The 23,344-nt window shown below is 37.4% G+C and carries 16 protein-coding genes and 1 pseudogene; 8 read left to right on the top strand and 9 right to left on the bottom strand.

Features of this window, described 5'->3' with window-relative positions:
• Window positions 1–177 precede the first annotated feature (177 nt).
• The 4 genes from ugpB to BARBAKC583_RS01660 all read left to right on the top strand — a co-directional run bounded on the left by ugpB (window position 178) and on the right by BARBAKC583_RS01660 (window position 4,387).
• The gene (gene ugpB / locus BARBAKC583_RS01675; RefSeq protein ID WP_005766299.1) at window positions 178–1,503 is read left to right on the top strand and encodes a sn-glycerol-3-phosphate ABC transporter substrate-binding protein UgpB; all 1,326 of its coding nucleotides are present in this window, start codon (window positions 178–180) and stop codon (window positions 1,501–1,503) included.
• A gap of 97 nt (window positions 1,504–1,600) precedes the next feature.
• Window positions 1,601–2,485, top strand: a complete 885-nt coding sequence (ugpA, locus tag BARBAKC583_RS01670; RefSeq protein ID WP_005766297.1) for a sn-glycerol-3-phosphate ABC transporter permease UgpA — start codon at window positions 1,601–1,603, stop codon at window positions 2,483–2,485.
• Between the two features lie 10 nt (window positions 2,486–2,495).
• Complete coding sequence (gene ugpE, locus BARBAKC583_RS01665) at window positions 2,496–3,347, top strand: sn-glycerol-3-phosphate ABC transporter permease UgpE (protein ID WP_005766295.1); 852 nt, start codon at window positions 2,496–2,498, stop codon at window positions 3,345–3,347.
• Window positions 3,348–3,349: 2 nt separating this feature from the next.
• Complete coding sequence (locus BARBAKC583_RS01660; RefSeq protein ID WP_005766292.1) at window positions 3,350–4,387, top strand: sn-glycerol-3-phosphate import ATP-binding protein UgpC; 1,038 nt, start codon at window positions 3,350–3,352, stop codon at window positions 4,385–4,387.
• 116 nt (window positions 4,388–4,503) lie between these two features.
• Here the strand turns inward: BARBAKC583_RS01660 and BARBAKC583_RS01655 are convergent, their stop codons facing one another.
• The 3 genes from BARBAKC583_RS01655 to BARBAKC583_RS01645 all read right to left on the bottom strand — a co-directional run bounded on the left by BARBAKC583_RS01655 (window position 4,504) and on the right by BARBAKC583_RS01645 (window position 8,385).
• Window positions 4,504–5,226 (bottom strand): glycerophosphodiester phosphodiesterase, encoded by a 723-nt coding sequence (locus BARBAKC583_RS01655; protein ID WP_005766289.1) that lies wholly within the window; start codon window positions 5,224–5,226, stop codon window positions 4,504–4,506.
• Between the two features lie 180 nt (window positions 5,227–5,406).
• Window positions 5,407–6,963, bottom strand: coding sequence for a glutamine-hydrolyzing GMP synthase (gene guaA / locus BARBAKC583_RS01650; protein WP_005766286.1), 1,557 nt, complete (start codon window positions 6,961–6,963; stop codon window positions 5,407–5,409).
• Window positions 6,964–7,098: 135 nt separating this feature from the next.
• Window positions 7,099–8,385, bottom strand: a complete 1,287-nt coding sequence (locus BARBAKC583_RS01645) for an RsmB/NOP family class I SAM-dependent RNA methyltransferase (protein ID WP_005766284.1) — start codon at window positions 8,383–8,385, stop codon at window positions 7,099–7,101.
• Between the two features lie 243 nt (window positions 8,386–8,628).
• On the opposite strand from BARBAKC583_RS01645, the gene BARBAKC583_RS01640 reads away from it, so the two are divergent.
• Window positions 8,629–9,489, top strand: coding sequence for a universal stress protein (locus tag BARBAKC583_RS01640; RefSeq protein ID WP_005766282.1), 861 nt, complete (start codon window positions 8,629–8,631; stop codon window positions 9,487–9,489).
• A gap of 336 nt (window positions 9,490–9,825) precedes the next feature.
• Here BARBAKC583_RS01640 and guaB read toward each other — a convergent pair whose 3' ends face one another.
• The 3 genes and pseudogenes from guaB to BARBAKC583_RS01625 form a co-directional block, all read right to left on the bottom strand.
• Window positions 9,826–11,325, bottom strand: coding sequence for an IMP dehydrogenase (gene guaB / locus BARBAKC583_RS01635; protein ID WP_005766280.1), 1,500 nt, complete (start codon window positions 11,323–11,325; stop codon window positions 9,826–9,828).
• A gap of 136 nt (window positions 11,326–11,461) precedes the next feature.
• Window positions 11,462–13,032, bottom strand: a pseudogene (locus tag BARBAKC583_RS01630) (phospholipase D-like domain-containing protein).
• Window positions 13,033–13,424: 392 nt separating this feature from the next.
• On the bottom strand, window positions 13,425–14,810 hold the full coding sequence (locus tag BARBAKC583_RS01625; RefSeq protein WP_005766275.1) for a sigma-54-dependent transcriptional regulator: 1,386 nt from the start codon (window positions 14,808–14,810) through the stop codon (window positions 13,425–13,427).
• A gap of 256 nt (window positions 14,811–15,066) precedes the next feature.
• Here BARBAKC583_RS01625 and omp10 point away from each other — a divergent pair, with 256 nt between their 5' ends.
• The gene (gene omp10 / locus BARBAKC583_RS01620) at window positions 15,067–15,441 is read left to right on the top strand and encodes an outer membrane lipoprotein Omp10 (protein WP_005766273.1); all 375 of its coding nucleotides are present in this window, start codon (window positions 15,067–15,069) and stop codon (window positions 15,439–15,441) included.
• 239 nt (window positions 15,442–15,680) lie between these two features.
• Here omp10 and BARBAKC583_RS01615 read toward each other — a convergent pair whose 3' ends face one another.
• Together BARBAKC583_RS01615 and galU are read right to left on the bottom strand one after the other, a co-directional pair.
• Window positions 15,681–16,673 carry a KpsF/GutQ family sugar-phosphate isomerase gene (locus tag BARBAKC583_RS01615; RefSeq protein ID WP_005766272.1) on the bottom strand — a complete coding sequence of 331 codons (993 nt, stop codon included), beginning with the start codon at window positions 16,671–16,673 and terminating at the stop codon, window positions 15,681–15,683.
• Window positions 16,674–16,712: 39 nt separating this feature from the next.
• Window positions 16,713–17,597: a UTP--glucose-1-phosphate uridylyltransferase GalU gene (gene galU / locus BARBAKC583_RS01610; protein WP_005766269.1), complete on the bottom strand. Its 885-nt coding sequence runs from the start codon at window positions 17,595–17,597 to the stop codon at window positions 16,713–16,715.
• Between the two features lie 268 nt (window positions 17,598–17,865).
• Here galU and BARBAKC583_RS01605 point away from each other — a divergent pair, with 268 nt between their 5' ends.
• Complete coding sequence (locus BARBAKC583_RS01605; protein WP_005766267.1) at window positions 17,866–19,122, top strand: lytic murein transglycosylase; 1,257 nt, start codon at window positions 17,866–17,868, stop codon at window positions 19,120–19,122.
• A gap of 191 nt (window positions 19,123–19,313) precedes the next feature.
• On the opposite strand, the gene BARBAKC583_RS01600 is transcribed toward BARBAKC583_RS01605, so the two are convergent.
• The gene (locus BARBAKC583_RS01600) at window positions 19,314–21,338 is read right to left on the bottom strand and encodes a M3 family metallopeptidase (RefSeq protein WP_005766266.1); all 2,025 of its coding nucleotides are present in this window, start codon (window positions 21,336–21,338) and stop codon (window positions 19,314–19,316) included.
• A 347-nt stretch (window positions 21,339–21,685) separates the two neighbouring features.
• Here BARBAKC583_RS01600 and mgtE point away from each other — a divergent pair, with 347 nt between their 5' ends.
• Window positions 21,686–23,062 (top strand): magnesium transporter, encoded by a 1,377-nt coding sequence (mgtE, locus tag BARBAKC583_RS01595; RefSeq protein WP_005766264.1) that lies wholly within the window; start codon window positions 21,686–21,688, stop codon window positions 23,060–23,062.
• The last annotated feature ends 282 nt before the right edge of the window (window positions 23,063–23,344 follow it).

Raw genomic sequence — 23,344 nt, 5'->3', positions numbered from 1 at the left:
ACATACGACCGCCATAACAATAGTAAAATTGATAGGTGCACACAAATTCGTTTGACCTTTTCATGGTTCATGTTTAAATGGGTCACATACTTTGGAAATAGAGCTATCATGATTACTCATCGATAACACTATAAATCTTGGCAGAACAGTGTTCTATCAATCCATAAGGGGTGAATTATGAACCGTTTTTATCTTTTCGCGGCGGCATTTATAATTTCTATGACTGCATCAGCAACGGCTTTTGCAAAAACAACAATCAGTTTTTGGCACTCTATGAGTGGTGATCTAGGAAAACAAACTGAAGATTTGATTCATGCTTTTAATGAAAGCCAATCGGATTATACTGTTGTTTCTTCATTTCGCGGCGAATATGAGGAAACTATGGTCTCACTTATTGCTGCCTTTCGCGGAAAACAACAACCAGTTCTTGCCCAAATTTATGAAATCGGTACATCTACTATGATGGCTGCAAAAGGTGCCATTTATCCAATTTATCAGCTTAGTGCTGACACGGGGCAAGAATTTGATTTTTCAGATTATTTGCCCGCTATCAGCAACTATTACTCTGATGTTCAGGGACGAATGTTCTCTATGCCATTCAATGCTTCAACACCTATTCTTTTTTATAATAAAGATATTTTTAAAAACGCTGGACTTGATCCAGAACAACCACCAAAAACATGGAAAGATATCGAAAAATTTTCAAAAAAAATTATTGATAGCAAAGCAGCAAGATGTGGTTTTACAATGGCTTATGCTGCTCAATGGATTGGCCTAGAAAATTTTTCAGCATTTCACAATATTCCCTTCGGAACGAAAAACAATGGCTTAGGTGGACTTGATGCGGAATTGACGATCAATGGACCTTTGCAAATACGTATGTGGACTGATCTAAAAAAATGGTCAGATCAAGGTATTTTCTATTATGGTGGCTCAGCTGGAGCACTAGATTCGGGACCAATGTTTATGGCACAAAATTGTGCAATCTTTATACAATCTTCAGGATCACTTGGTGGCATTGTTTCAGAAGCTCAATTTGATGTAGGTTTTGGCATGTTGCCTTACTATTCTGATGTAGAAAATACACCACAAAATTCTATTGTTGGTGGTGCTTCTATTTGGGTTTTAAGAGGTCATACAGCTAAGGAATACGCAGGCGCAGCAGCTTTCCTTAAATTCCTTTCAAGAGCAGATAATCAAGTAAAATGGCATCAGACAACAGGCTACCTTCCAATTACAAAAACAGCTTATGAACTGAGTAAACAACAAAATTTCTATGATAAAAATTTAGGTGCAGATATTGCCATTCGACAAATCAATTTAAACCCACCAACAGCTAACTCAAAGGGAATAAGATTTGGTAACTTACCGCAAATTCGTTCTATTCTTGATCAAGAATTAGAAGCTGTTCTCAGTGGCTTTAAAACACCCAAAAATGGATTGAATACAGCGGTTAAACGTGGAAATAGACTCTTACGTGAATTTGAAAAGACCAACCATTAATTTCATAATTATCGTTAAATATGAAAAACTTGACAAAAAACAAGTTTTTCAATCCTTTTGTACATACTTTAACGCCTCTTATTAAAGAGCATTGAAAATGCAAGAAAAATCTGCATATTTTAAAAATAGTTTACTCCCTTATTGGCTACTTTTTCCTCAGCTTTTTATTATTTTCCTGTTTTTTATCTGGCCTGCAGTGCAAGCAATAAAATCTTCTTTTGAACGTGAAGACCCTTTTGGTTTTACAACAACTTTCATTGGCTTTGAAAATTACGTAACAGTTTTATCTGATCCTTCTTATATAAAGTCACTTCTCACAACTATAATATTTTCTACCTCCGTTACTTTTGTTGCAATGTCGATATCGCTTCTTTTAGCTGTCTCCGTTGATCGTGTGATCCGCGCAAAAAAAGCTTATACTATCCTTTTACTTTGGCCCTATGCAGTTGCTCCGGTATTAGCAGGAATATTATGGTTATTTATTTTTCATCCAACTATTGGAATTTTCCCTATTATCCTTGAAAAAATAGGAATTATATGGAACCATCGTGTTAATGGAACACATGCAATGATCCTTATTGTGATTGCTGCAAGTTGGCAACAAATCTCTTACAATTTTCTCTTTTTTCTTGCTGGACTTCAATCCATTCCGCGTTCTCAAATAGAAGCAGCAGCAATTGATGGAGCTACCCCCTTTAAGCGGTTTTGGACTGTAATCTTCCCACAAATTTCACCGACAACCTTCTTCCTTCTTGTTATCAATATCAATCATGTTATGTTCGATACATTTGGGATTATTGATAACATAACCTCTGGAGGGCCTGCACGTGCAACAAATACACTTGTCTATAAAATCTATGACGACGGTTTCAGAAATCATATAATTGGTGCGTCAGCAGCACAATCAACACTATTAATGCTGATGGTTATTATCTTAACATTTATCCAGTTTCGCTGGATTGAACGTCGCGTACAATATTAAGAGAAAAATCATGGTTGAAAATCGTCCTTTTTTGACATTTCTGACTCATCTCATCCTCATTCTCGGTATTATCATTATTTTTTTTCCAGTTTATGTTGCGATAATCGCCTCAACCCATAATTCAATTGCATTTAGTACTGGCATACTTCCTCTTCTCCCAGGACAATATGGTTTCGAAAATTACAAAACTATCTTTGGTGATGGCCTTGTACAACTCGGCCTTCCTCGCCTTTGGCCACTTTTAATGAACTCATTTATTATGGCTATTAGTATTAGTATTGGAAAAATTATTATTTCTCTTTTCTCTGCTTATGCAATCGTCTATATGCGCTTCCCTTTCCGCAAAACTGCATTTGCTCTCATTTTCATTACATTGATGCTCCCCATCGAAGTGCGCATTATTCCAACATACACAGTGGTCGCACAGCTAGGAATGATCAATACTTATGGTGGAATTATTATTCCATTAATTGCATCAGCAACCGCTACATTCCTGTTCCGTCAATTTTTTCTGACTGTTCCTAACGAACTTTTAGAAGCTGCGCGTATGGATGGTGCAGGACCGTTCAAATTTTTCAAAGATATTCTCTTGCCTCTTAGCAAAAGTAATATTGCCTCTTTATTTATCATTATGTTCATTTATGGATGGATACAGTATCTCTGGCCTCTTATTGTAACAACAGATCAAAATCATCAAACTATTCTTATTATTCTGAAACAGCTCGTGGTAGAGTCACTTCAACATAATCCTCAATGGAATATCCTTATGGCAGTATCAGTTGTTGCTATGATACCACCTGTTTTAATCGTCATTTGTATGCATCGGCTTTTTGTTAAAGGCCTCATCGAAACGGAGAAATAACGGTGGCTACAATCCAGTTATTGAATATAAAAAAGCAATATGACAATGACATTTTTGTTATTAATGATCTAAACTTAACTGTTGCCGATGGCGAATTTCTTGTCATTGTTGGCCCTTCAGGATGTGGAAAATCAACCTTATTACGCATCATTGCTGGACTTGAAAAAGTCACCTCAGGTGAACTCTATATTGATAATGAGCTTATCAATAATCGTGAACCAGCAGACCGTGATATTGCTATGGTCTTTCAAAATTATGCACTTTATCCACATATGACAGTACGTGGAAACCTGGAATATGGTCTCAAAAATCGTAAAACGCCCAAAGAAGACATTAATAAGCGTATTGCACATGTTGCAAAACTTTTGGAAATAGAGCCATTTCTTGACCGTAAACCACAACAATTATCAGGAGGACAACGCCAACGTGTTGCAATGGGACGAGTTATTGTTCGCAAGCCACGCGTTTTTCTCTTTGATGAACCACTGTCAAATCTTGATGCAAAATTGCGTGCTCACATGTGTATTGAGATTAAAAAACTACAGCGTTCATTAAAAACGACCAGCCTTTACGTTACTCATGACCAACTAGAAGCTATGACATTAGCCGATAAAATGGTTGTTATGAATAAGGGGACTATCGAACAAATTGGAACCCCAATGGAAATTTATGATTGCCCTAAAACAATTTTTGTTGCGGATTTTATTGGCTCCCCTCCTATTAATTTTCTTGATCGTCAAGCTCTAGAAAAACACTTAGGCAATTTATTTTCTTGTAGCAAAGATACTGATATTTTAGCATTTAGACCAGAAGCAATCTTGTTAGGAGAATATCCAGATAAAGGTCCTGTCTTTCATACGCAAATTGAATTCATTAGGCCTATAGGTACAGGCTGTCATGTTTTAACACGCTGGAATGATATCCTCTTTACCGTTGATATAAAGGAACGCTTAACGAGTGATTATGGACAAAAATTAAACTTCACTGTCACTCATCAAAATTTTCATACTTTTAACAAAAAAACTGGGAACCGCACATAATCAAAAAAAAGTTAAAATTGGGATCTAATAACTTTATCAATGACTAACTTTGCCTGTCTATTCTTTTTTTGTGATTAAAATAGTCATTACATCTCAACAAAATGATAGACTGATTCTCACCTCTGTGAACGCAATTGTAAAGCAAGATCAGGTTGGTCTGTTGTGATGTAATGCACAGGCATATCAAGCCAATGCGATAAACGCGCTGGCCCATTTATTGTCCATACACCAACAGTAAAACCAGCATCCAGTGCAGATTCAATAAAATCTTGCGATACAATTGAGCCATCTAAACTCAGATCAGAATACCCTAATTTTTTCCATTTAGAAAAACAGTGTAACATATCACCTTCAAAGCAATCAATACATGGTCCTGACGATATTCCTGCTTCTATAAAAGGGCGTAAACTAACAGCATCAAAACTAATGGCTGAAACACGGTCTACTAAACCTCGGCCCTTAATTAATTCCAGTGCTTTTTGAGACAAAATATATTCACGATCAACGTTACCACATGTTTTGATTTCAAGATGAAGAGCAACATTCGTTGGCATTAAAAGGTCAAGTAATTCTTCTAATAAAGGGGGAGATTCAGTACTTCCCTTCACACGGATTTGTTTGCGCATTTCATTATCCATGTCGTCAATATACCCTGTTTGCCCGACCAATTGTTCAAGATGAAAATCATGAAATACAACCACTTCACCACTTTTCAGGAGATGAACATCACATTCAATTTCATCAACTCCCAATGCGATTGCGTGGCGAAAAGCCGAAAGTGTATTTTCAGAATAGAGATGAGCTCCACCACGATGCGCAACAATTTTCGGCTTAAGCATATATATAATTCCATACCTTCAGAATCTTAAATTCTATCAATTAAAATAGAATAAGGCTGTGATTTGAATAACCACCATCAAATCCCACAACAATCTTTTTCAAACAATTGTTCTTTTTCTATCAACTAATTTAAATGCAAAATTCTAGATAATTCCGCATTCTTGAACGCTTACACTTCATCATTCCCACTCAATGGTGCCAGGAGGCTTTGAAGTTATATCATAGACAACACGATTGATGCCCCGAACTTCATTAATAATACGGGCTGCTGTCCTGCTTAAAAAATCCATATCGTGCGGATAAAAATCAGCAGTCATACCATCTACAGATGTCACGGCACGAAGAGCACAAACAAACTCATAAGTGCGTCCATCCCCCATAACACCAACAGTTTGAACAGGAAGAAGAATAGCAAAGGCTTGCCAAATTTTATCATAAAGCCCAGCTTTACGGATTTCATCAAGATAAATAGCATCTGCTTCACGCAAAATTTCTATTTTTTCACGCGTAACCGCACCTGGACACCGAATTGCTAAACCAGGTCCTGGGAAAGGATGGCGTTTAATAAACTCTTCAGGCAAACCTAATTCCCTCCCTAAGGAGCGGACATCATCCTTAAATAGCTCACGTAACGGCTCCACAAGTTTCATATTCATCCGTTCCGGCAATCCCCCCACATTATGATGACTTTTAATTGTTATTGCTTCACCAATAGCCGAAACACTTTCAATAACATCTGGATAAAGCGTTCCTTGTGCTAAAAACTTTGCACCACCTATTTTTTTAGTTTCTTCTTCAAAAACCTCAATAAAAAGACGACCAATTGTTTTGCGTTTTTTCTCTGGATCTGTTTCACCTTCCAACGCATTGATAAACATATCAGCAGCATTAACGTGAATAAGCTCTATATTATAATTATCACGGAATAATTTGAGAACTTCTTCTGCTTCATTTTTACGTATTAACCCATGATCTACAAAAATGCACGTCAGTTGATCTCCTATTGCTTCATGAAGCAATACAGCTGTAACGGATGAATCAACACCACCGGAAAGACCGCAAATCACGCGATTTTTGCCAACTTTCTCACGTATTGCAGCAATCGCCTGATCACGATAAGCAGCCATTGACCAATTATTTTTAATCCCAGATATTTTACAGACAAAATTTTGCAAAAGTTTTTCACCATCTGGTGTATGAACAACTTCAGGATGAAACTGCACTGCATAAAAATTTCTCTTTTCATCAGAAATGGCAGCATAAGGAGCACCCTTTGATGTTCCGATAACACAAAAACCTTCCGGCAAAGCCGTCACGCGATCGCCATGACTCATCCAAACTTGTTGAGATGATCCTTTTTCCCACACACCATCAAAAAGCGCACTCTCTTCTTTTATCTCTAAAAAAGCACGCCCAAATTCACGCTCATGTCCAGCCTCCACCTTTCCGCCAAGCTGAACACACATAACTTGTTGACCATAACAAATACCAAGAACTGGAATGCCAGCTTCAAAAACTTCTATCGGAGCACGTGGTGAACCATTATCAAGTGTTGAATAAGGGCTACCCGATAAAATAACAGCTTTAGGCTTTATTCGATTGATTCCCCCTAAAGCCGATTGAAAAGGAACAATTTCGGAATAAACACCCATTGCACGTACCCGCCTCGCTATCAGCTGTGTAACTTGTGAACCAAAATCAATAATAAGAACAGTGTCTGAATGTGATGTATCCATAAAAATGACTAACCAATAACTGCAAAAAATGGCAAATGAGATTTATTATTCAATCCTTCTCTTTTCAACAAGCCTATTAGCACGAGAAAAATACTCTTTTAATAAAATTTACAATGAAAGGAATAAAAATAGAGATTAATGCTCCTTTTGCAAAATAGATAAAAAGAAACCATCTGTCTTCGTTGTTGCCGGTGATAAAGTGAGCCCATAGTCTGAAAATATCGGTTGCATAGTTGAAAAACTAAAATGCCGCTGCCAAAGCTCTCGCATATTTATTGGATGAAAATTCGAATGCTGTTTCAGAAACCTGGAAATTTGCTCTTCATTTTCATCAAAAAAAAGAGAACATGTAATGTAAACTAAACGTCCACCTGGTTTAAGATAATTGAGACCCTGATTCAAAATAGCACATTGCTCTGCTTGGCGTTTCTGGACTTGCTTGAGCGTTAAACGCCATTTAAAATCTGGACGACGACGCCATGTCCCTGTGCCACTACAGGGTGCATCTAATAAAACTATATCCATCATCCCGATTAAGGGCTTTAACTCTTCTATATTCCCCCGTATTTGTACATTACGAACACCTGCACGCCGAAGGCGATCAAAAATAGGAGATAAACGAATTTTGTCTGAATCATAAGCATAAATCTGCCCTCGATTGCCCATATGAGAAGACAAAGCTAAAGTTTTTCCACCAGCGCCTGCACAATAATCCAATAACTGCATGCTTGCTTTTGCTTCTACAAGATGCGTGACAATTTGAGATCCCAAATCCTGTATCTCGAAGTGACCTCTTTGAAAAGAGGGCTCAACCTGGACATTAGGATGACGATTAAACTGTTCAGTTGGCGCGATTCTTAACGCTTGTTGAAACCATGAAAAAGAATGCACTTGTGTTTTTGCTAATTCCTTAAGCACTCTCTTTGGTGTTGCTTTCAAACTGTTTACACGTAAATCTAAAGAAGGACGTGTTGCCAAAGCAGCCGCTTCAACAACCCAATTGTCAGAGAATACAGGATACAGATGAGTTTGACACCATTGGGGAACATTGCTACGAATATAGTCTGGTGCATCCTCTAATTGGCGTGTCTGCCATGACTGACGCTGTTTAAGGCCTAATAATTGGGGTGCAAATCGATCGCCTGCTAAAACGCTATCAACTTGTTCAATCGTCATCCCACCAAAATCTAATAAAGTACCAAAAGCTAAGTCTCGAATATCGTCACTATCCATACGCCATTGCAACGAATAACGTCGTCTTAAAGCATCGTAAACAATTGTACCAATTGCTGCACGATCACTTGCTCCAGCAAAACGATGAGAAAGCCCCCAATCTCTCAAAGCGTCACCTGCAGGACGATGCCTTACCTCTATCTCGTGTAAAACCTCTATCGCTGCCTGTAAACGCCCACCTAATCGCATTCATTTCTCCTATTCTATCTTTGCAAGTCAATCATTCTACCAATAACACTGATCTGCTTCATCAACTATTGCTAATAGTAACTTTAAGACCACCCAAAATCTACATGGCAAATTGAATACTCATAATACGAAACTCTAAAATATTTTACGCTTAAGGAAAATGGAACTATTACTCCTTAATATGCAGCTGTTAACGAAAATTATGAGCGATTCTGTAAAATAAAAACATTAAGGGGGAACACAATGACAAAACCTATCCTTGCTCTCATTGATTCTTCAATTTATGCAAAACCTGTATGTGACCTAGCGTTATGGGCTGCAAAATCTATGCAAACAACAATTCGGTTATTGTATGTTTTGGATAAAGCAGAAGAGGAAATTAGCTTACCAGAAACCCAACAAACTAGTGATAATATACAAAATACACTGATATCAGAACAACAGGATATCGGCCTTGCTAAAGCGCTCTTTACCCAAAAAATCGGGCAAGAAGCTTTGGAAAAAGCCAAAAATTACCTCAATTCTCATAGTCAAATTGAAATTGAAACACGTCTGCGCCATGGAAATCTTTCTGATGCATTAAATATTTATGGTGATCAATCATCATTTATTGTCATGGGGAAACGTGGTGAACAAACAGAATCTGATACAAAGCAATTAGGTCGCAATTTTGAAAATGTTGTTCGCTCCTCTAGACTTCCAATCCTTGTTGCTTCAAGCCAATTTCGTCCTATTCAAAGAATTTTCATAGCTTTTGACGGTGGCCCATTGATTATGAATGCCATTGACTTTATTTGTAAACGAGAATTTTTCAAAGATGTAACCTTTATATTAGGTATGGCAGAAGACCAAATACAAGCCGTACAAGACAGTTTCAACGAAACATTAACACGATTACAATCTGCTCAATTTACCGTCGAATCACTCAAAACAGAAGATAATTTTGAACAAATGATCCTTCATAGCGTCCAGACACTTAATCTTGATATGCTGCTGATGGGCGCTTTCCATCATTCCAAAATACATAATTTTTTCTTTGGCTCTAAAACCCAAAACATCATCCCTAAAACACCTATTCCCATCATGATCATGCGAGAATTATGAAAAATTCTTCATGTTATACAAAAAACAAATGTCTAACAGCCTAATCAGGTAAGATGGTACTAAAATCAAACGTTCAAAAATGCTGTCTTTCCAAAAAGACAGCGTAAATAATACTCTCAAAAAATGAAAATAGTACGGAAACCAAACCTCTTTATTTAATATATCTGCTAAAAGAAATTTAATCATATACCTATCAGAAGAAATTTAATTGCCGGTCAATTCATTCACACCTTTCGCATAGCCGAGATAATGATGACAAGAGACCAAAAAACTCTTTTACAACCGTTAATCTGAGAGATTTTTTTTGTACTGCTATGATGATGCAGGAGATCTTAATTACACAGGACCACGATAATTTGGGCTCTCACGCGTAATAGAAACATCATGTGTGTGGCTTTCATAAAGGCCAGCGTTGGTAATACGAACAAATGTCGCCTTTTCATGGAACTCCGCTAAATTTTTCGCTCCAACATACCCCATTGAAGCACGCAACCCTCCAGCTAGCTGATGCAAAACAGATGCTATAGGGCCCTTATACGCGACTTGTCCCTCAACACCCTCAGGAACCAATTTGAGCTCATCACGAACTTCAGCCTGAAAATAACGATCTGCAGATCCCCTTGCCATAGCTCCAACCGACCCCATACCACGATACGCTTTAAAAGATCGACCTTGATAGAGATAAACTTCACCAGGACTTTCTTCAGTACCTGCTAACAAAGAACCGATCATAGCAGCACAAGCTCCACCTGCTAAAGCTTTAGCAAAATCACCCGAAGATTTTATACCACCATCGGCAATAACCGGAATACCTGCCTTATTAGCAACTTCTGCAGCATCCATAATAGCTGAAAGCTGAGGCACACCAACACCTGAAACAATTCGTGTTGTACAAATCGAACCAGGACCAATACCCACTTTTACTGCATCCGCACCACGATCAATCAATGCCTGCGTTGCTTGTGACGTCGCCACATTACCAGCAATAACAGAAACAGAGAGCGCCATCTTTTTAATACGCTCAACCGTTTCTAATACGCGTTGAGAATGCCCATGAGCTGTATCAATCACCAACACATCAACACCAGCATCAATTAATCGTTCAGCTCTCTCAATTCCATCATCCCCTACAGTAGTTGCAGCTGCAACGCGTAAACGCCCCTGAGAATCTTTAGTCGCATTTGGATGCAATTGTGCCTTTTCAATATCTTTGACTGTCACCAAACCAACACAACGATTTTGTTCATCAACAACCAATAATTTTTCAATACGGTGATGATGTAGAAGGTATTTTGCTTCATCTAATTGAACATTCTCACGCACTGTAATCAAATTTTCATGCGTCATTAATTCATGGATTTTTTGTCTAGGATCTGATGCAAAGCGCACATCTCTATTCGTCAAAATACCAACAAGTCGGCCAACAACTCCACCTTTAGCACCATTTTCAACAACTGGAATACCGGAAATACCATGAAAATGCATTAAATCCTTTGCTTCTTCAAGTGTAGCATCTGGCCCAATTGTTACCGGATTAACAACCATACCAGACTCAAACTTTTTCACCTGACGTACCGCTTCAGCTTGCTCTTCAGAAAGCATATTACGATGAATAACACCAAGGCCACCCGCTTGAGCCATAGCAATAGCTAAACGCGATTCTGTCACTGTATCCATAGCAGCAGAAAGCAACGGTAAATTAAGCTCAATATCGGCTACAATACGTGTTTTTAGGTCCACTTGGCTAGGCATAACGACAGAATAACCGGGCTGCAAAAGCACATCATCAAAGGTAAGTGCCAACATACCGGTTTTTGTTTCAATAATTTTTGCCATGACCAAATTCCCTTGATAACAGAACACTAAAACAGCTTGAAGATGTAATTGTGTTTCTCATAAATTTTGGATTGGCGACAGATTATGCCATCCTATACATAAAATGGAAAGAAAAATATTCCTATGGCATAATAGTTTATAACTGTGATTCAATAGGTAACCAACTTATTATTTTTGCAAAAACACGACGCCAAAATTACTTTCTGGCTCATAATCAATAGTGTATTGCTTCTCGTTTTTGATAAAATTCCAATAAATGCGATTATCATCACCAAGATGCAAATGATAACTCATTTCACCTGTCGTTTCCTCAGAAAACAGAAAATCTAACCTCATTGTAATTGGTGCACATTCAAACAAAACACCCATTTCTGTATTTAAAGACGCTGACCGAGGATCAAAATTTAAAGACCCAATGAAAGCAGTTTTATGATCAATTAAAAAAGCCTTTGTATGTAAACTTGCCTTATTCGATCTAAATAACCGCAATCGGTGAGTCCCTCCATCTGGCTTTAACTCATAGAGTTTAACACCGCTTTTCAATAATGCTTTACGATAAGATGCATAACCGCCATGCACGGCTGCTACATCTGTAGCTGCTAAAGAATTAGTCAGAATTTTAACATCAACGCCTTTTGATACCAAATTACTAAAATTCTGTGTTCCTGCCTTACCAGGGACAAAATAAGGCGATGTAATCTGAAGCGTCTTTTGAGCCTCCCCAATAACTTGTGAAAGTACCTCCATCAACCAATTTCCTGCTTTTTTGCGTAATGCTTTTTCTGGAGGATCAGAGAGCACATTAACTTTGTCTGCTGAAAATAATTTTTTGCCTACTTGAAGAAAATATTCAAAATTCACATGCTCATTAACATAATCGAGATAAATTTTTGCAGCTTTGGAATTGCGGAACTTCCGTAATTTAGCTCTCCAATTGTCAAGATCGCTCGCACTTTTTGGAATAACCAAAGTATGAATGGGTAAAACCACAGAATTATTCCAAAAAGAATCAAAGATAGTTTCGACTGTACGGACTGATGGACCAATTAACATCAGATCTAAATCACGAAAACTTGACCCTTTACTTGCATCAAAATAAGAGTCTGCGATATTCCGTCCTCCTATGAAAGCCATCCGCCCATCCACAATAAAAGCTTTATTGTGCATTCTGCGTGTCACAGTAATTGCCCGTAATATAATCTCCAAGCCACGACGGAAAAAACCATTACGTGATCGCCCTGGATTAAACATTCTCACTTCAATATTTGGATGTTTATCAAGGGCAATATAAGCTGGATCACGTGCCTGAGCATTGATATCATCCAAAAGAAGACGTACCCGCACACCACGATCTGCTGCTTCTACGACTTCACTAAGTAATAAACGCCCTGTTAAATCATCATCCCAAATATAATACATCAGATCAAGACTGCGTTCAGCCTGCTCTACTCCCACTACACGAGCACCAAATGCCTCCAAATTGCTGACAATGAGTGAAAGAGCATCTTTATCAACCCCTAATCCATTCGTCTCCTTGGCCAATTGACTCACTATACGATCAAGCTTGGTTTCATCTTCCTTAACATCAAATGCATAGGAACATTTTCCCTTGGCATTTCTGACAAAACGGCCATAAGTGTAAATCGCTAATATATAAGCAATAATAAAAAATATGATAGAACTGATAACAATATGTAGCAGTGTCAAAGGAATAAACTTTCTATTTTAAAGCTATTCTACAGCCATGAGTATGTATGACAATACTAAAGCTGAATACTACTTTTTGCTGCAAAAATATAAAAACAACATTGATGATTCCAAGCTAGCTTTAGCGCTCAAAAACGTGAAAATAGCTCCGATCATTTGCAAAAACAGCTTTATCTGAAACAATAAAAACTTTAAGCTATAGAATAACATTAACAATGATATCATCAAATAAAATTGCATATGGCTGAAATTGTAAACAACTTAAACCAAAAAAATAAGTAAATTTTACAATAAATAATGCTTTTTTAAAATTAGAAATTCTCCATTTTTTCATCAAAAGAAATTATGTTTTTCCAAAATTAATTTCTATAATTGAAAATCTGTTATAGATCTTACTCCGTTGTTAATTGCTTATTGCCTTCATATTCATCCATCTTACGATAAAGTGTAGAACGCCCTACATTAAGATGGCGAGCAACTTCACTCATACGTCTCTTATAATGCTTAACAGCCTTTTCAATAATATCGCGCTCCATCTCAGCGAAAGTACGAACATGTCCATTAATATTGAAAAATTTTATGAATTTTTCTTCATAATGCTCTTGAACAGTGCTATCAATAACTTTTGAGGTGCTCACTAATGGATTTCCCATTAATTGTGGAAAATCCTTAATCGTTAATAACGGCCCCTCACTGAGTAAAACAGCACGAAATAGCAAATTCTCAAGTTCGTTATGATTACCAGGCCAATCATATTGCATAAGCAATGAAATAGCTGATCCCGCTAAACCATGTATATGCGATCGCCCTGTTTCCACAATAATGCGATCGATCAAGCGTTGGGAAATTTCTGGAAGAGCATCCCTTAATTCTCTTAAAGAAGGAACCCTGATATGCAATTGGGAAAATTGTTCAAACAAGTTACGTAAAAAAAAGTCTTCCTTAATCAAATCCATAAGCCGTGATGTTGAAGTAGCAATAACACGCAAAAATGGGGTTCGTTTTTTTGTAACCTCTACTCTCTCTTTAAAGTAATTTGCAAAACGCCTTTGCTGTATAGGCTCAAGTCGATCCACATCACAAAGGCAAAGTGTTCCCTTTTCAGAGGAAGAAACTAATGGCAAAAATTCTTCAAACCATACACGGTTTTCTTCTTGCGGATCAGTGATAGGTAAACATTGAAAACGGATAAAATGTCCCTCTGAAAACAAACTTTCATGATGAATAACACGAGCTAAAGTTTCACGGTCAGTTCCTACTTCACCTTCTATTAAAAGATTCTGTGAGGAATTAGCAGCTCTTTTTGCTTGTTCTAAAAGTTCTTGGATTACATCACTTTTTATATGAAGATCAGAAAACCGTAAATGATTTTTATTTTTTTTCTGAGTATAGTGAACTTCGCGCTTCAAAGCAGAAATCAATGAAAGATTATTCAAGGTGATTCTCAACCGCAATGGCGTTACTGGATAAATCCAATAATCCATAGCTCCAGCGCTTAAAGCTCTCTGAAGTGATTCTTCATCATCTTGTTTTGCAATAACAACAATAGGAACAAATACTCCAGCAGCTCTAACCATTGTAATCACATCACTCGCGCTTAAATCACTCATCACAACATCAAGCAACGCAAGCACAATATTTTTACGTCTGTGTAAAAGATCAATCGTACGTAAACTATTTTCTGCTTCAATAACACGGTGACCAAAACCTCGGAGCGTAGCAGAAAGCTTTATACGTTTTCCATGGTCTTCACTCGCAATAAGAATGGGACCAATCATGACTTTAATAATCTCCTCTGAGATTATTAAGCATACTAATATTAGAGTCGTCGCAAACCATAAGAATATATTTTCACCTCTTGTGTCCCGCGTGTTCACTCTATTAAGCTCTTCACTAAATACAACATTAAGGTATTTTTTGCCAACTTTTTGCTTTTTCATTGATTTTCATCAAAAGTCTCATATTGACTAAGAATAACTTAACGACAATTGTCGTGATTTGACACAAAAATTAAAAACAAATAGAGTGCAACAAATGAAACATATCTACAGTATTTCATGTCTTACAATCACTGCCTTGCTACTAGCGGCTTGTAGTTTTTCGCAGTATTATGGGCAATACCCATTTGTAAGAAATATACCAAATGGAATTGATGGGGAGTGGATTGATACAAACGGTATCGTTTCTTCTTTCCATAATGGCATTTTTGAAACACGGGCAGCAGATACAGAAGAGAAATTGTCAGAAGGCATTTACAACTATGTCAATACTCAACATGTAGAAATTGAAATACACTCAATTCTCCGTGGAACCATATCGCGAGCAGATTGCACAATATCAAACAATGCGATGCAACTTTTCTGCACATCAAGTAATGGCTTACAATTTTCTCTTAACCGCAAAATTTAAATAAAAACCAAGATATCTTATCAAGCGTTTATCAAGAGGATGGATGTATCTTCCCCTTTGAAAAAAAGAGAAGATATATCAATCTACATGACTATTCTCCAAAAAGGCTGCAAAATGTTAATATGGAGAAAATAGTCTTTAATTAGAGATCCTTCAATAAAGATAATCTCCATTCACGATGTTGATTCTATCCCGCTATCAGATGGTAAGAACTTTACTTGATAGCAACAGTTTTCAATTTAAGCAGCACCAACACGCAAAAGATCATGAAAATGAACGATCCCGACGGGTTTTTTATTTTCAACTACAAAAAATGCACCAATATGATGATCATGAATAAAAGCTATAGCAGTACCAACCAGTGCATCTGGACTCAAAATTTTTGGATCCTTTGTCATCATCTCATCAACATTAAATTGTGACAAATCACGATGAATATTGCGTGCAAGATCACCATCCGTCACAATTCCAATCAATTCACCTTGTTGATTCACAACACCAACACAACCAAAACGTTTTTCAACCAAAACACTCATTGCTTCAGTCATGAGCGTGCCCTGTATAACTAAAGGAATATTATCACCCTGATGCATAATATCACGCACATATTTAAGACGTGCACCAAGAGAACCTCCAGGGTGATAAATCTTAAAATCTATCGCGGTAAAGCCACGCATTTCCAAAAGAGCAACAGCCAATGCATCCCCCATCGCTAATTGCATAATTGTTGAAGTTGTCGGAGCGAGCCCATGGGGACAAGCCTCTTCTACCTTTGGTAACAATAATACAATGTCAGCCTGTCTCCCTAATGTAGAGTTTTCACCCGATGTTATTGCAATAAGCGGCGTACGAAAACGCTTAGCGTAATTTATAATACCACTTAATTCAGTAGTTTCACCTGACCACGATACAGCAAGAATAACATCACTAAAACTAATCATACCAAGATCACCATGATTAGCTTCTGCAGCGTGTACAAAAAAAGCAGGTGTCCCAGTTGAAGCTAACGTTGCAGCAATTTTTGCTCCTATATGACCACTTTTACCAAGCCCAGTGATCACTACACGACCCTTAGCATCCCTAATAGTTTGAACAGCTTCTCTAAAAGAGTGAGAAAGATTCTTAAGAAGAGCTTTTTCAAGAACAGCAAGTCCCTGTTTTTCACTAGAAATCGTTTTAAGCGCTGATGTAACCGCGCATTGTAAAGCTAACATATCAACAGACTGTGTCATCGTAACCAAATTTGATAACCGAAATTAAAAATACCATATCTAAACTTTTACCGTCTCCAATAAATTTTTTAATGAAGAAGAAACTTGTTGACACAAATCTGTACGTGCTAAAGCAAATGCAACATTGGCTTCAATAAAACCAGTTTTAGAACCACAATCAAAAGTTTTCCCATCTAACTGAAAACCAAAAAAAGCCTGCTTATCTGAAAGCCGCACCATAGCATCTGTCAACTGAATTTCATTTCCTGCTCCTCGTTCTTGACTAGAGAGAATATCAAATATTTCTGGTTGCAAAATATAACGTCCATTAATGTATAAATTAGACGGAGCTGTTCCTTTTTCTGGTTTCTCTACCATCTGTGTAATTTCAAAACCATTCGCAATTTGTTCTCCTTTGCCGACAATACCATATTTATGAACATCTTCAGCATGACACTCCTGAACAGCAACGATATTTCCTCCTTGCGTTTTTTCATAAAGATGTATCATTTCAGAAAGGCATCCTTTTTTAGCTTGCATCAACATGTCTGGTAACAATAAGGCAAAAGGTTCCTTGCCAACCAACTCACGTGCGCACCAAAGAGCATGCCCAAGCCCTAAAGGTTGCTGTTGTCGAGTGAAAGATGTCATCCCTGGTTGCGGCTGTAAATCTTGTAAATGCTGCAGTTCTTCTTTTTTGCTACGCTCAGCAAGTGTTGCATAAAGCTCAACTTGAGCATCAAAATAATCTTCTATCACTGCTTTATTGCGCCCAGTGACAAAAATAAGATGCTCAATACCAGCCTCAAGAGCTTCATCTACTACATATTGAATAACAGGCTTATCAACAATGGTCAGCATTTCTTTAGGAATTGTTTTTGTTGCTGGAAGAAAACGAGTACCAAGACCCGCTACGGGAAAGACTGCTTTACGAATCTTTTGCACACTGACTCTCCTGATTGTAGACATGATGTTTCACGGTATAATTTTTTGACTCAATGTTGTCATCATATCTTAACGAAAATATTAAGATATATTTTACTATCTCAATTGCAATTATAAAGGACACGGATAGAAAAATTGGATTAGAGTATTTTCAATGTAAATGGTTTATTTTAAAATTTCTGTTTAACTTGACAACATACTCTATAAACTCAAATACGAAAATGAAATGACCTCAATCAAAATAATTTAACATTGACGGAAATAAAAAATGCAAAAAGCAGAGCCTAGTACATTCGCTTTTTCAGGGCGATTAATAAATTGGAGACCTCTTATCATTGGTTTCGCTTTTGTAGTTTTTACTTCTTTAATGCTTTTTTCCTCGCATACACATGCTGACAGTGGCTTTAAGATTTGGATTCAAGAATTTAAAAAAACAGCTTTAGCTAACAATATTTCGTCAGCCACATTCGATATGGCATTTGAAACAGTTCAGGCAATTGATCCAGAAGTGTTGGAGCGAGCAGCCTATCAACCAGAGTTTGTTGATTCTTCTTGGAACTACTTTGATAATCGTATTCATGATATCGCGATTGTAGGAGGACGGAATCATGCAAAAAAATGGAAAACATGGCTCGATAAAATTGAAAAACGTTTTGGCGTTAACAGTCATATCATCCTTGCCATTTGGTCAATGGAAAGTAACTATGGAAAAGCCTTAGAAAACAAGAGGATGATGCGTGATGCTATTCGTTCCCTTGCAACTTTAGCCTATGCTGATAAAAAACGTGAAAAATACGCACGGACGCAACTTATCGCTGCCATGAAAATTCTCCAAAGTGGTGCAATTCATCGCTCTCAACTTACCGGATCTTGGGCTGGTGCATTAGGGCATACACAATTTATCCCAAGCAGTTATCTTGCTTATGCTGTTGACATGGACGGAAATGGACATTGCGATATCTGGACATCAATTCCAGATGCGCTTGCTACGGCTGCTAATCTTCTCCACATGAACGGTTGGCAACCTGGCCTTCATTGGGGATTTGAAGTCAAGTTACCGCATGGTAAACAATTGCCTGATGATAAGCTTTCCTTTGCACAATGGACAAAACTCGGTGTTCAAAATGCGAATGGAAAACCCTTTCCTTCTCCTTCTGAATATGCAACACTGAAATTACCTGATGGCCCTGAGGGACCTGCATTTTTGGTAACAAAAAATTTCTTTGTTTTGAAACGTTATAATAATGCGGATCGCTATGCTTTCGCTGTTTCTCTCCTTGCTAACCGTATTGCTGGACACTCCGGATTAGTACAAGATTGGAAACGGCCATTTAAGCCTATTAATTTCCAGGAGCGCATGGAATTACAATCTCACTTAGCTAAGCTTGGTCATTATAAAGGGGAAATTGACGGTAAAATTGGTACAGCTTCCAAAAAAGCAATCAAAGATTTTCAGCTTCTCCATGGCTTAGAAGTCAACGGATACCCAAATTATGAAGTTCTTTTACTGCTTAGGAAACAATAATTTTGAGTAAAATTCTCATTCCTTTTCTGTTGGGTACAGTCGATTTGTCTGCTTTTCTATAGCGTATCCCTTGAGAGCCATAAAAAAACTCTAAACAAAGCCAGCATAATAGCCTATTTCATGAGGAAATACGATATCTTCATAACCTAAAGTAAAGACTCATATGGCTCACACCATATTGGTTATATTTTTTACAAGCCACGTTTTTCAATCATCGCCTCTGGTGAAGGCAATTGCCCCCGAAAAGCTACATAAAGCTCCTCTGGATCACAACTGCCTCCTGCAGAATAGATAAAGCGCTTTAGTCGCTCAGCAAGCTCTGGATGAAAAACATCGCCTGTTTCTTCAAAAGCTTGGAAAGCATCAGCATCAAGTACTTCTGACCACATATAAGAATAATAACCCGCAGCATAACCATCCCCTGAAAATATATGCGTAAAATGCGGAGGACGATGACGCATAACAATTGTATCAGGCATTTTCAGTTTTTCTAATTCCTTATGCTCAAATAATGCCGGATCATCTACTATTTCTCCCCTATGAAAGGCCATATCAACTAAAGCTGATGAAATAAATTCAACTGCACAAAAACCGGCATTAAATTTATGTGCTAATGCAATTTTATTTAATAAATCTTGTGGCATAGGCAGACCTGTTTTCACATGCGTAGCGTAAGATTTTAATACCTCTGGCACAGTCAACCAATGTTCGTAAAGTTGAGAGGGTAACTCAACAAAATCACGAGAAACAGATGTCCCTGCTACAGATGGCCATGTTACATCAGAAAGCAAACCATGCAACGCATGCCCAAATTCATGAAAAAGTGTACGCGCATCATCCAGCGATAAAAGAGCAACCTCCCCTTTAGGCGGCTTAGCAAAATTACAAACATTATAAATGATAGGCTTTTGTCCACTACCCAATTTATGCTGCGATTGCAGCCTGCTCATCCATGCACCAGACCTTTTCGAAGAACGTGCAAAATAATCGCCGATAAAGTGCCCAAGCACCCCCCCATCAGATTTTTTCACTTCCCAAAAACGCACATCAGGGTGCCAAAGCACTGTAGATGTTTTTTCTTCAAATGAAATTCCAAAAAGTTTTCCTGCTACTGAAAACGCTGCTTCAATCATGCGGTCCAACTGAAAATAATGTTTAATTTCAGCTTCATCGAGAGAAAATTTTTCAGCACGTAATTTTTCAGCATAATAACGCCAATCCCAAGCAGCTAAAAATTCATTATTTCCTTGATTTTCTGAAAAACTTTGTAATTCAGCCTGCTCAGCAGCAGCTTTAGCTCTTGCTCGCTCCCACACAGGCATGAGCAAATTCATAACTGAATCCACGCTCTTGGCCATAGTATTATCGAGTTTTAAATCCGCGAAGGATTTATATCCCAGCAATTTAGCTTTTTCATCTCGAAGCTTGATAATTTCTACAATAATCTCTCGATTATCATTATCATTGCTATTTTCACCACGTTTAGACCAAGCTTGAAACGCTATTTTACGTAAATCACGATGATGCGAGAATTTCAAAAAAGGTTCAACAATCGAGCGTGTCAATGTCAGCGCATAAACTCCATCACGCCCCTTTTCACATGCAATTTCTTTCATTGAAGAAACCAGATCATCAGGTAAACCAGATAAATCTGTTTTTTCTAAAAATAAAACCCATTCAGCTTCATCTTTTAACACATGTTGACCAAAAGTAGCGTTTAGGAGAGCAAGCTTTTCATTGATTTCAGCAAGGTGTTTCTTACCTTTTTCATCAAGTTTTGCACCATTATATATAAACTGTTTCCACCCTTGCTCAATCACGCGCTTCGTTTCACCATCATACGCATTCTGCTGTGCTTGTTTATAAAGCACATCCATTTTCATAAAGATGCGGGTATCCATCATAATTTTTGACGAATAACGAGAAAGCTTTACAATAAATTCTTTTTCTAACTGCCGAATCAATGCATTGCTATGTGCACCTGAACGCATAAAAAATATTGAACACATGCGATCAAGTGCCCTTCCAGAAAGCTCAAAAGGTTGCAAAAAATTCTCAAGTGTTGGTGATTCTGCTATAGATGCAATTTTTTCTATTTCTTCTTCAGCTTCTTTAAGCGCTTGCTCAAAAGCAGGCTTAAAATCATCATCACTTATTAAAGAAAAATCTGGAAGCCCTGAAAATCCTGTCCAATCCAATATTGCCTCTTTCGTCATGATATTCCATGCCTCCTATAAAATTTGTAAAATAACAACTTTCACAATATGTATTGATCACACTATCAAATTATTCAATGCGCTTCAAAACAGTCTTTTAAACTCATATTTTTAATACAAAAAAATAAAAAACAACTTTCTTATAAAAGATAGATAAAAATAAAAGCGCCATCTATTGCGAAGATGAAACTGTTTATAGCCTGTGATCTATCCTTGACTTTAGTTGAAATATTAACAATTGAGGAAGAAATGGAGTGGGACTTTCTTTTAATTTTCTTATAATTTTAATTTATTCCTATCCATATATCCAGATCCGTAATTTTCTAACTTTTGGAAGGTGCTTGAGCATGACTAAAATTGAAACAACCTTCGACTTCAAAAATCTTTCTCCGGAGGCGATCGCCGAAGAATTTAAAAATCGTCATTTTGCTGACTCGATTGATATAATCAACGATCTTGATATTATGGAACGTGTAACTATTCTCAGTCTTTTACCGCTCGATTATACGATTGAACTTTTTGATAAACCAGAGCTCGAACAACCAGCTGCTATTCTTGAACTTCTGCCTATTAATCGTTCTGTCGAAATTCTTGATGGCATGTCAGCAGATGCTGCTGCAGACGTTTTCCAAGAAATTAATGGAGAAACACGTACACAGCTTTATGCTTTACTAAAACCATTAACACGGACTGAACTTAAAAAACTTACCAGTTATCCTGACCATACGGCTGGTGCCTTAATGACAACAGAGTTTATAACAATTCCAGCAAACTGGACCGTACAAAGAACTCTAGATCACATTCGTGATGTTGAACAAACGCGTGAAACAGTTTATACAAGCTATGTTATTGATCCCAAAACAGGTGAGCTTCTAAAAGCTGTTTCGTTGCGTAGTCTTATTCTTGCTTCACCTGATGATCAAATTCTCAATGTTTCTGCACATGACACGCCGATTACAATATCACCTTTTACAGATCATGAAGATGTTGCTCGCCTTTTTCAACGCCACGATCTTCTCTCTGTACCAGTTATCGATGACAATAATCACGTCATTGGTATTGTAACGGTCGATGATGTGCTTGATACTATAGTCGATGAAATGAGTGAAGATACCTATAAATTTGGAGGTATGGAAGCTCTTGACAAACCCTATATGCAGATAAATTTTCTTGGCATGATGAAAAAACGCGGCGGCTGGCTTGCTCTACTCTTTATGGGTGAAATGTTAACAGCAAGTGCCATGCAACATTTTGAAGATGAGCTTGAAAAAGCTCTTGTTCTTACGCTGTTTATTCCTCTCATTATGAGCTCAGGAGGAAACTCCGGATCACAGGCAACATCCATTATCATTCGCGCATTAGCCTTACGTGAACTCTCACTCAAAAATTGGTGGAGAGTTATCATGCGTGAAATTCCAGCAGGAGTAGCTCTGGGTCTTCTACTCGGAGGTATCGGAATTATGCGCATTATACTTTGGCAACAACTCGGTATCTATAATTATGGTGAACACTGGATTCTTGTTGCTATGACAGTAGGTGCTGCATTGGTTGGAGTTGTGACATTTGGTTCTTTGTCTGGCTCTATGCTTCCTTTTATTCTTAAATCTTTTAAATTTGATCCAGCAAGTGCTTCAGCTCCTTTTGTTGCAACTTTAGTAGATGTTATGGGAATTGTGATTTATTTCTCTATTGCTTCTATCATCTTATCTGGAACTTTGCTCTAACTCGAATATATAAAAAATACATTCAATGCAGCTTAATACCATATAAGGAGATTAGGTTGCATTGAATGCGCACTCTATATGAAATAGAGGTTCTATCAAAGGGGTTCTCAAAACTTACAAAAACTGCAAAATATACAAAAAATCTTCATAAATACTTCCTTAGAAAAGCAGTTCTTCCTCTTCCAAAATTATAAAAAAAACTGTACAAGACTTCAAACTGCAAAGTAAAAAATACAAAAACTTTGCCTCAAATGAAATTTCATTAAACGAAAAGAAGAAAAT

The organism is Bartonella bacilliformis KC583 (assembly GCF_000015445.1).
Classification (GTDB): domain Bacteria; phylum Pseudomonadota; class Alphaproteobacteria; order Rhizobiales; family Rhizobiaceae; genus Bartonella; species Bartonella bacilliformis.
Note: the sequence above shows the minus strand (reverse complement) of the source record. Positions and strands in the feature narration are given on the sequence as shown.